Raw genomic sequence first — 10,269 nt, forward strand, 5'->3', positions numbered from 1 at the left:
CGACGAACTGGGGGATCGGCGACCTCTCGGACCTCGGCGCGCTCGCTGAATGGGCCGGCGGCGTCGGGGCCGACTTCGTCGGCGTGAATCCGCTGCACGCCTTGCTCAATCGCCGCGACGACGTCAGTCCATACAGTCCGGTCAGCCGGCTGTTCAAGAATCCGATCTACATCGACGTCGCGTGTGTCCCGGAGCTCGAGCACGCGCCCGAGCTGCGCGCGAGACTCCATGCGCCGGAGCTCGTGGCCGAGATCAATGCGTTGCGCGAATCCTCCGACGTGCGTTACGAGCAGGTGATGGCGGTCAAAGGTCTGGCGCTGACCGCCCTGCACCGCGTCTTCCTCGATCGCGTCCGGCCGTCGGGCAACGCTCGCGCCGCCGCCTATGAGAGCTACGTGGCTCGACACGAACCGGCGCTCACTCGATTCGCGACGTGGATGGCGATCGCCGAAGTGCAGTCAACTGGGCAGCGCGCGAACGCGCGAGCATACGACTGGCGCACTTGGCCGACAGACTTGCAATCCCTTGATAGCGACGCAGTGAAGGCGTTCGCTAAAGAGCACGCGCAGCGCGTCGACTTTCATCGATGGTTGCAGTTCGAGACGGATCGTCAACTCGCCGCGGCGGCGACGCGCGCGCGCGCGGCGCGTATGGAGATCGGGCTCTATCAAGATCTGGCAATCGGCACATCGGCTGCCGGCGCCGATGCGTGGGCCTATCCGCACCTCTTCGTGCGCGGCGTGAACGTCGGCGCGCCGCCCGACCCGTACGCGGCGTCGGGACAGAATTGGGGACTGCCGCCGATCAATCCGCGCTCACTCCGTGAAGATCGCTACCGCTATTTTATCGACGTCTTGCGGAGCGGACTTCGCCACGCGGGCGCGTTGCGCATCGATCACGTGCTGGGTTTGTTCCGGCTGTTCTGGATTCCCGAGGGCATGTCCGGCGCCGACGGCGCGTACGTCCGATATCCCACCGCCGATCTGCTTGGCATCGTTGCCCTCGAGAGCGTGCGGCACCATGCGCTCGTCGTCGGTGAAGACCTCGGGACCGTACCGAAGGAGGTGCCGCGCGCCTTGGAGAAATGGGGAATTCTTTCCTCGAAAGTCCTGTTCTTCGAGCGAGATCGCCGCGGCGGATTCAAGGCGTCGAAAACATATCCCGAGCTCGCGCTTGCGACGGCCGACACGCACGATATGGCCACGCTCGCCGGCTTCTGGCAGGGACGCGACATCGACGTCCGCGCCGACGTCGGCTTGATCGAAGGCGATGACGCGATCGAACGGGCCCGCAACGAGCGCGACGCCGATCGCACGGCGCTCTTGCGCCGTCTCAAACAAGAGAAGCTGCTGCCGACGGCGCTCATGCCGAAGTCACCGGCCGAATTCCGAGCATCGATCCACGCATTCATGTGTCGCACGCCGTCGAAACTCGTCGGGCTCTCGCTCGATGATCTGGCCGGCGAGGTCGAGCAGGTGAACGTCCCCGGTGTCGGGGCCGACAAGTTTCCCTGTTGGACGCGAAAGATGCGCGACACGCTCGAGACGCTCATGCTGAGCAGCGAGGTTCGCACGGCGCTCCGCTGCGACGGCCGCGCGAAGTTAGTCGCGGGGTAGCATGCGGCGCCTCACCGCGACGTACCGCCTGCAGATGAACGCGGGCTTCACACTTCGGCATGCTTGCGCGCGAGTCGACTATTTCGCGCGCCTCGGTGTCTCGCACCTTTACTGCTCACCAGTGTTCGCGGCGCGATCGGGAAGCATGCACGGGTACGACGTGGTCGATCCCACGCGAATCAACGCGGAGCTTGGAACCGAGGACGACCTTCGCGCGCTGGCGGAGGATCTGCACGCCAAAGACATGGGACTCATCCTCGACATCGTTCCCAACCACATGGGAATCGGCGCCGAGAACCGGTACTGGGACGACGTCCTGACGTATGGCGAACGCTCGCGCTATGCGCGCTGGTTCGACATCGACTGGTCCGCCAACCCGGGCGAGCGTCGCCGATTGATTCTGCCGATCCTCGGCGATGAGCTGGATCGCGTACTCGAACGCGGCGAGTTGTCGGTGCGTCTGCGGTGGCGTGACACGCCACGCATCGAGTACTTCAATCACAGCTTTCCGATCGACCCGTCCACCTTGCCGCCAGAGCTGCAATTGGCGCAGGTAGATCCCGAGGAAACGGGCGAGCTCGCCAACTTGTATTCCGGCACCGCGGCGCGCGAACGGTTGAAGGAACTGCTCGACGCGCAACGATACGAGCTCGTCTCGTTTCGTCGCGCATCGAGCGATGTCAACTACCGTCGCTTCTTCGATGTCGCCGACTTGGTCGGTGTTCGCGTTGAGGACCCGGACGTGTTCGCCGAAACGCATTCACTCGTGCTTCGGCTCGTGCAAGAGGGTGTCGCGGACGGATTGCGCGTCGACCACATCGATGGTTTGCGCGATCCGCTTGGCTACCTCACGCGCCTGCGCGCCGCAGTGCCAGGCGAAACGTCGATCTTCGTCGAGAAAATCCTCGAGCAGGGCGAGCGACTGCGATCATCGTGGCCCGTCCAAGGAACCACAGGCTACGAGTTTCTCAACGATCTGGAGGACATCTTTATCGACCCGTCGGGCTTCGCAGACATCGAGCGAGACTATCGCAGATGGCGAAAGCTCGGCAGCACCGCGTTCCGCGACGTCGCTCGGGCGGGTAAGAGAGCCATGCTCGAGGGCCCGCTGCATGCCGACGTCGAACGACTCGCCGCGTTGCTCGCGAACCTCGTGCGCGCCGGCGACAAACGACGGTCGCGGCGCGAGCTCGCGGCGGCGATCATCGAGCTTGCCGCGGCCATGCCGGTCTACCGGACGTACATCGATCCGTCGCAACCCGTCGACCTCGCCGATCGTGAGTTGATCGAGGCGGCGGCACGAAATGCGTTGGCGCAGGACGGCCGCCTCGCCGAAGGCATCGCGCTCGTCGTCGAGCATTTGTTGGGCGCGGGCGGGTCAGTCGACGAGCCGACACGCGCCGGGTTTGTGCGTCGATTTCAGCAACTGACCGGTCCGGCGGCGGCCAAGGGCGTCGAGGACACTGCGCTGTACGTCTATGTACCTCTGCTGTCTCGGAACGAAGTCGGCGGCGCCCCCGACCGTCCGCTCGATGATGCCGTTGCGCGACTACACGACGCGAACGCGCGTCGCGCTGAGCACTGGCCGGTAAACCTTCTCTGCACAACCACACACGATACGAAGCGAAGCGCCGACGTTCGCTCTCGCCTCGACGTCCTCTCGGAGATCCCGCAAGAATGGGAACGCTCCGTTCGACGATGGCGTCGTCTGAATCAGAGGCATCGGCGCGTCGTGAAAGGGCGCATGGCGCCCGACACCAACAGCGAATACGTGCTCTATCAAACGCTCGTCGCGTTATGGCCTCCGCCACGGCCCGGCCGACGCATCGATGACCTTCCAGATCGGCGCTGGCGCGAATCGGCGGGTGAGCGGTTGACGCAGTACATGGTGAAGGCGGCGCGCGAGGCAAAAACGCGAACCAGTTGGACCGATCCCGACAGCGCCTATGAATCGGCCCTGACCGAATTCGTCGGCGCGGTGTTGCAGCCCGCCGATGACGCACCTTTTCTCATCGACGTTGCGCGCCTCGTATCGCTCGTCGCACTGGCCGGCGCCTGGAACGCGCTGTCCCGGCTTGTTGTGCATTTGACGTCACCGGGGACTCCGGACCTCTATCAAGGCGACGAGTTCTGGAACTGTAGGCTGGTCGATCCAGACAATCGCCGGCAGATCGACTACGACGCGCGCGTGGCGGCCATGGACGCAATTGTCGGGATGGAAGACGTAGTGACGTCGTCCGCGGCGATCGACCCACACGACAACCGCGTGAAGCTCTTCGTCACGGCCCGTCTGCTCGAATTGAGGCGGCGCCACCCGGACTTGTTCGCGCACGGCGCATATCGGCCGCTAGAGGTCAGCGGGCGGCGCCGCGATCACGTGTTCGCTTTCGCGCGCGAGCTCGGTAGCGAATGTGCCGTGACCGTTGCGACCCGCCTCACGTGCTCGATCCGCGTTACGGCGTGGTCGGACTGGTGGGCCGACACCGCCGTGATGCTGCCGCCGGAGCTGGGCCCTCGATGTTGGCGGTCGCAGCTCGAGCGCGGCGACCTTGCGGCAGGCGATTCCGTGCACGTCGGCACGGCGTTTGGGAAGCTTCCGATGCTTGTGGCCGTCGGCTAGCTTGCCCATCGACCAAAGCTGTCGAGCTGAGCCGCGAGTCGCCCTGGCACGACATATCCTGCTCTGTCAGCTTTCGTTGCCGAAATCCCTTTCGCTCGGTCCAACGAGCCGGGAAACCTACTGAGTTTACTGAACCCGACACCGTGAGTGTTCGAGGTCTGAATGAATCTTGCTCCATCCAAAACGACGGTTGCGTATTTCTCAATGGAGATCGCGCTCGATAAGGCGATCCCGACATATAGTGGCGGTCTAGGAGTTCTCGCTGGAGACACGCTGCGATCGGCCGCCGACTTGGCCGTATCGGTCGTCGGCATCACGCTGCTCCACCGCAAAGGCTACTTCGAGCAGCACCTCGATTCAGAGGGCAACCAGACCGAGGCTCCGGTCATCTGGCGACCCGAAGACGTGTTGGAGCCGGTCGACGCACGCGCCTCGGTCATGATCGAGGGTCGCCGAGTGGCGATCCGCGCTTGGAAATACTCCGTGCGTGGAATCACGGGTCACGAGGTTCCCGTCTACCTGCTCGATACTCAACTGCCCGAGAATTCCGACTTCGATCGAACGCTCACCGACTGTCTGTACGGCGGCGATAGCCACTACCGTCTATGCCAAGAGGTCGTCCTCGGGATGGGCGGCGCCGCGCTGCTGCGCGCGCTGAGCTGCCCCGCGGAGTTGTATCACTTGAACGAAGGGCATTCGGCGCTATTGACCCTGTGTCTACTCGATTGGCAGCTGGACGGTCGCAAGCCATTCGAGCTCGACGACACCGACCTCGAGGAAGTTCGGAGCCGCTGCGTCTTCACGACGCACACGCCGGTGCCCGCCGGCCACGATCGGTTTCCACTCGACATGGTGCGCACCGTACTCGGCGAAGACCAAGTCGCACTGCTCGATGCCGCGCACTGCGTCGGCGAGGGCGTGCTCAACATGACGCACGTGGCCCTGCGGTTGGCGCGGTTCGTCAACGGCGTGGCGATGAAGCATCGTGAAGTGTCGCAGGGCATGTTCCCGAACTTCCCGATCGATGCCATCACCAACGGCGTGCATGCCGCGACGTGGACGTCACCGTCGTTTCAGGAGCTGTTCGATCGACGCATGCCCGAGTGGCGGACCGACAACCTGTATCTCCGTTACGCCGTCGGTATTCCGCTTCCCGAGATTCGCGCCGCGCACGCCGAGGCGAAGAAAGCCATGATCGAGGCAATCGCCGAGCGGAACGGCGTGAGGCTCGATCCCAAAATCTTTACGATCGGATTCGCCCGTCGCGCTACGCCCTACAAGCGAGCCGATCTCGTATTCGCCGACCTGACGCGGCTGGCCGACATCGCGTCGGCCGTCGGACCGCTCCAGATCGTATTCGGCGGCAAGGCGCATCCAAACGACAGTGGCGGCCAAGATCTGATTCGACGGATCTACCAGGCCGCCGCATCGCTCGCGGACAAGATCAGCATTGTGTACGTCGAGAATTATGAGATGGGGATTGCCGCGCGGATCGTCGCCGGTGTCGACCTGTGGCTGAACAATCCAATGAAGCCACTGGAAGCGAGTGGGACGAGCGGCATGAAGGCGGCGCTCAACGGCGTCCCGAGCCTGAGTGTGCTCGACGGTTGGTGGATCGAGGGCCACGTCGAGGGCGTGACAGGCTGGTCGATCGGCGGGATGGAGCCCGAGGGCGACCAATCGAAGGACGCGAATGAGATATATCTCAAGCTCGAGCGGGTCATCTTGCCGCTGTACTATGGCCTTCCCTTCGCCTACGCCGAAGTCATGCGCTCGGCGATCGCGTTGAACGGCTCATTCTTCAATACGCAGCGAATGGTCGAGCAGTACGTGCGCAACGCGTATTTCCCTGAGGCCGCGCCGACGTTGGTGGAGGTGGGAGACTAGCAGGGTCGTTACTCCGGTACTTCGAGCTCTTCTTCCATTTCCGCCGTCTTCCGGACCGCCCGCATGGCGGTGTTGCCGGCCACGATCGCGCCGAGCACGATGTAGATGTAGAACGTGTAGAATCGCCACCAGAGCAGTGCCGCCGCGAAGAGTGATTTCCCGATCACCCCGGCGAGTGCGGCTCGAAACGCGAGCTCCACCGCGCCGCCGCCGCCGGGCGCCGGTACCACCGCGGCGCCGTACAACAAACCGAGCGGCCAGAGCGCGAGCGGCGCGAGCGGCGCCACAGCACCGGCGCCGAGCACGAGCGCCGGGAGTACGCACAGCCGCATCGCGACGTGAATCACCGACATCGTGTACGAACCGAACGCCCAGCGGAAGTCGATGTGTCGCACGCTGTCGACCGTCGTCCGCACCTGCTCGAGCCAGCGCTCGATCACGAGCCATCGTCGTCCGCCCAATCCAACCCGTCGCGCCCAGCGGGGTGCGACCTCGCGAACGGGTTTGCGAGCCATGGCCATGGCAATCGCCGCGATTCCGAGCACGAAGCCGGCGTACGTGCCGACAATGCCGACCAACGCGCCCAACACCACTCCCGCGTGTCGGAACACGATCGCGACGACGATCACGACGGTCGCCAGCGACAATGCCTCGAGAAACAGCTCTGCAAAGAGCACAACGAGCGCGCTGGATGTTGGAACGCCCGCCTCGGCCAGCACCAGAAACCGCGCCGGTTCGGCACCCGACCGCGCCGGCGTGATCGACGCGCCGAAATCGCCGGCGAGCGTTGTTCGGAGCGCGGTGAAGAACTCGAGCTCGATGTGCGCCGCTTTCGCGCTCCACGTGATCTTCCACGAGCGCGTCAGGATCTCGACGAGCACCGCAACGATCGCGAGGAGATGTGCCTGGAGCGGTAGCCCGATCGCGCTACCGGCGCGCCACCACCGCAAGATGAAGAACACCGAGACGCCGATCACCGCCGCGAACGACACGGCGGTATACACCCAGCGTCTCCAGGTCATGCGGCGGCGCGGATCGGCACTCTGCGAATCTTCTCGATGTCAGGCGCAGAGTCAAACAGGGTTGAGGGTGGAGGGTGGAGGGTTGAGGGAAGGACGGCGCCTGCGGCGCTAGACGGCATGTGTGTACGGGTTCACATGCAGTTCAGCGGCGCGCGCGCCGCGCACATTCCCTCAACCCTCCACCCTCCACCCTCAACCCTCCACCCTGCCGTTAGGGCGTGCCAAGGCTCTCCTCGTCCGCGCTCCCAGTCGCCGAGCCTTTGGGTTTGAGGATCTCGCTGATCTGGTGACGTGCGTCGTCGAGGTGACGCTTCGTCGCCACGTCGGTTGCTCGCTTCGATGCCGCCGCGATCTCGGCGTCGAGTTGCTTGAGCTCACCACGCAGCATCGCCTTGATCTCGCCGGTATTGGCCGGCGGAGCGGCTGCGCCGCCGCGTCCACCACCACCACCGCGACCGCCGGCCGCGGGTGCGTTCGCCGGAGGATTGATCTTGTTGCCAACGTCGGTGAGATAGGCACGCTGCACGCCGCGACGATAGACGTCGATCTTCGTCGCGCCGCCGCCGTAGATCTCCGTCCACACGCCGTGACGCAGATCGCTCAACATCTCGGCGAGCGTATATGTCTCGCTTGAATTCTTCGCCAACGCTTCGGTCTCGATGAGACGCGTCAGCTTCGCGTCGTTCAGAAGACTCGTGATCACCGCCGACTGCGCGTTGACGATGCGCGTCACTTCGCCCGTCGGCTCGATCTTGCCCAAAATGTCGTCATCGATTAGCCACGTCGGCGTCTGCAGCCCGTTCTCAGCGATGAACTTCATCGCTTGTTGCTGTCGCGCCTTCGGGACGGGCGTGAAGCGCGCACCCGGCTGGTCGCCGTACTTCTCCTGCGAGTTCATCCCGCCGACGAGGTTCGCGACGTGACCAAGCTCCGTGCGGAACTGGCCGATCTGCCGGTTATAGAGTTCGGCGAGCACGTCGTAATCGTCGGTCGGCTTCACGGTCGCCGATTCGATCCACTGCATGTTTCGTTTCAGATTCTTGAATCCGAGCTCCGTGGCGCGCACCGGATCGGCGTCGCCCACCGCCTCGGTTTCGTCGCCCGGATCAGAGCCAAACGCGCCGCTCGTCGAGAAGCGAAGCCACGGCTTGGTGTCCTGCTCGCGCGCCCATGAATCGAGCGTGGTGCGTTCAGCTTCGGCGCCCACAATCAACTCGGCGCCCGTGTGCGTCTTTCCTTGCTGCGCGACTTGCATCGGGATGGTAACCGGGGCGTAGCCCCACTTCGTCGCCCAGATGTCGTACGGTCCGATGCGCGGAATCAACAGCTCGGGCGGAATGTGGTCCTCGGGCTGCACTACGTAGTTGAAGCGCGAGTAATCCATCAGCGTCGACACGTGCCCCATCCGACGCAGGAAGTCTGCGTTGCGAATGCTGTCGATCGGATATTGCGAGCTCGCCTTCATGTTGTGTTGGAAGCCGATCGTGTGACCGACTTCGTGCGCCAAGACGTACTCGAGCAGGCGGCCCATCAGCGAGTCGGGCAGCGGGAATTGTCGCGCGCGTGGGTCGTTCGCCGCGGCCTGCGTGAAATACCACGTGCGCGCCAGGTTCTGCACGTTGTGATAGAACTGAATGTGCGCGTTGAGGATCTCGCCCGACCGCGGGTCGTGAATGTTCGGACCCGACGCGTTCTCGGTCGTTGACGGTAGCCAACGCACTACCGAATAGCGCGCGTCTTCCGGCGACCAGTCGGGATCGTTGGTCGGCGCGACCTTGCCGATGATGGCGTTTTTGAAGCCCGCCGCCTCGAACGCCGGCTGCCAGTCTTCGATCGCCTTGATCAAGTAGGGGCGCCACTTCTCCGGTGTGTTTGCATCCAGATAGTACACGATCGGCTTCACCGGCTCCGAGATCGCGGCGCTCGGATCTTTCTTCTCGAGGCGGTAGCGCGTAATGAAGCAGCGCTGATCGTCGGCGACGCGCTGCGACGGTTGCGAGTAGTCGGTCACCGTGAGGCTGAAGTAGCCGACGCGATTGTCGCAGAGACGCGGCTGCATCGGCACTTCGGGCAACTTGTGGAAGCTGTACGACGCCACGATGGTTGCGGTCGGCGCGGTGATTCCGGCGGCGCCGCGGCCACCTCGGCCAGGCGTGGCGGGCGTTGCCGTTCCGCGACCCGTGTTTCCCTGCGCGAAAGTCAACGTCGAGTAGACGTTGACGTTGTCAGGGAACGACGCGACGCGTTCGATCCACGACCGCGTGGCGTCGACCGTGTAGTTGGTGCCGATGCGCTGCGCGGGCGAGAGCTCCGGTGGCGGTTGCGTGAAGAGTCGCGAGACGTCGATCACCGCCGCGCTGTCCGGACCATACGATTCGACGTTGAACGTCGCGATGATCGGATGAACGTTCGACGCTTGCACCGCGCCGGCGACCGGCGCCGTGGTGTCGCTGGCCATCACCTCGTACGAGACACCGCGCAACACGATTCGATTATCGCGTCGCTCGAAGCGAAGCACGCGGTTGCCGGCGGATTGTCCGCCGTAGCCGGCGCCGAGCGTCGTCTGCGCGATCTCCTGCACGAGGAGGATGTCCTTGTTCATCTCGCGGCGCGGAATCTCGAACAGCACCCGCTCGCCAATCCGGTGCACCTTGAACAGACCGGACTTGGTCTGCGCCTGCGCGGTGACGATTCGATTGTACGGCTGCGGACTCGGCGCGCCGGTTTGCGCCGCACCGCCGCCCGCAACTCCACGACCACCACGCCCGCCGAATCCGCCCGCGGGCGTTTCGTTCGAGTCGGTTGGATTAGTCGGGGCTTGTGTTTGCTGCTGGGGCGCGGTCCTCGACGGGCCGGCGGGAACGGGAGTCGGAGCCGATGCCTTGGGCGTGCCGCAGCCGATCGCCACCACGGCGCTCGCGGCCGCCAGAACCACAGCGGAGCTCGTTCGCATATACACCTGCTGAAAAGGAAATCGGTGGGAACGGTCGATGACGACCGCGACTTGGTCTCACTCCACGAACGGCGTCCGCGGCAAAATCGTTGCGGAATCCGAGACTTCTGACGCGCGTCGCCGGTCTGGTAACTGCGATGCCACTTGGCAATGGCTGAATCTCGGGCAATT

At 64.3% G+C, this 10,269-nt stretch carries 5 protein-coding genes; 3 read left to right on the forward strand and 2 right to left on the reverse strand.

The features are described 5' to 3' along the window. The 3 genes from malQ to glgP all read left to right on the forward strand — a co-directional run. Window positions 1-1,616 (forward strand): 4-alpha-glucanotransferase (malQ, locus tag VGQ44_16210; protein ID HEV8448374.1); only part of this gene is annotated, 1,616 nt, incomplete at its 5' end. 1 nt (window position 1,617) lies between these two features. Further along, complete coding sequence (gene treY, locus VGQ44_16215; GenBank protein ID HEV8448375.1) at window positions 1,618-4,236, forward strand: malto-oligosyltrehalose synthase; 2,619 nt, start codon at window positions 1,618-1,620, stop codon at window positions 4,234-4,236. 162 nt (window positions 4,237-4,398) lie between these two features. Further along, window positions 4,399-6,123 carry an alpha-glucan family phosphorylase gene (gene glgP, locus VGQ44_16220; GenBank protein HEV8448376.1) on the forward strand — a complete coding sequence of 575 codons (1,725 nt, stop codon included), beginning with the start codon at window positions 4,399-4,401 and terminating at the stop codon, window positions 6,121-6,123. Window positions 6,124-6,131: 8 nt separating this feature from the next. On the opposite strand, the gene VGQ44_16225 is transcribed toward glgP, so the two are convergent. Beyond that, window positions 6,132-7,145: a lysylphosphatidylglycerol synthase transmembrane domain-containing protein gene (locus VGQ44_16225; protein HEV8448377.1), complete on the reverse strand. Its 1,014-nt coding sequence runs from the start codon at window positions 7,143-7,145 to the stop codon at window positions 6,132-6,134. A gap of 211 nt (window positions 7,146-7,356) precedes the next feature. Continuing rightward, window positions 7,357-10,098, reverse strand: a complete 2,742-nt coding sequence (locus tag VGQ44_16230) for a zinc-dependent metalloprotease (protein HEV8448378.1) — start codon at window positions 10,096-10,098, stop codon at window positions 7,357-7,359. Between the last annotated feature and the right edge of the window lie 171 nt (window positions 10,099-10,269).

This window comes from Gemmatimonadaceae bacterium (assembly GCA_036003045.1).
Taxonomy (GTDB): Bacteria; Gemmatimonadota; Gemmatimonadetes; order Gemmatimonadales; family Gemmatimonadaceae; genus JAQBQB01.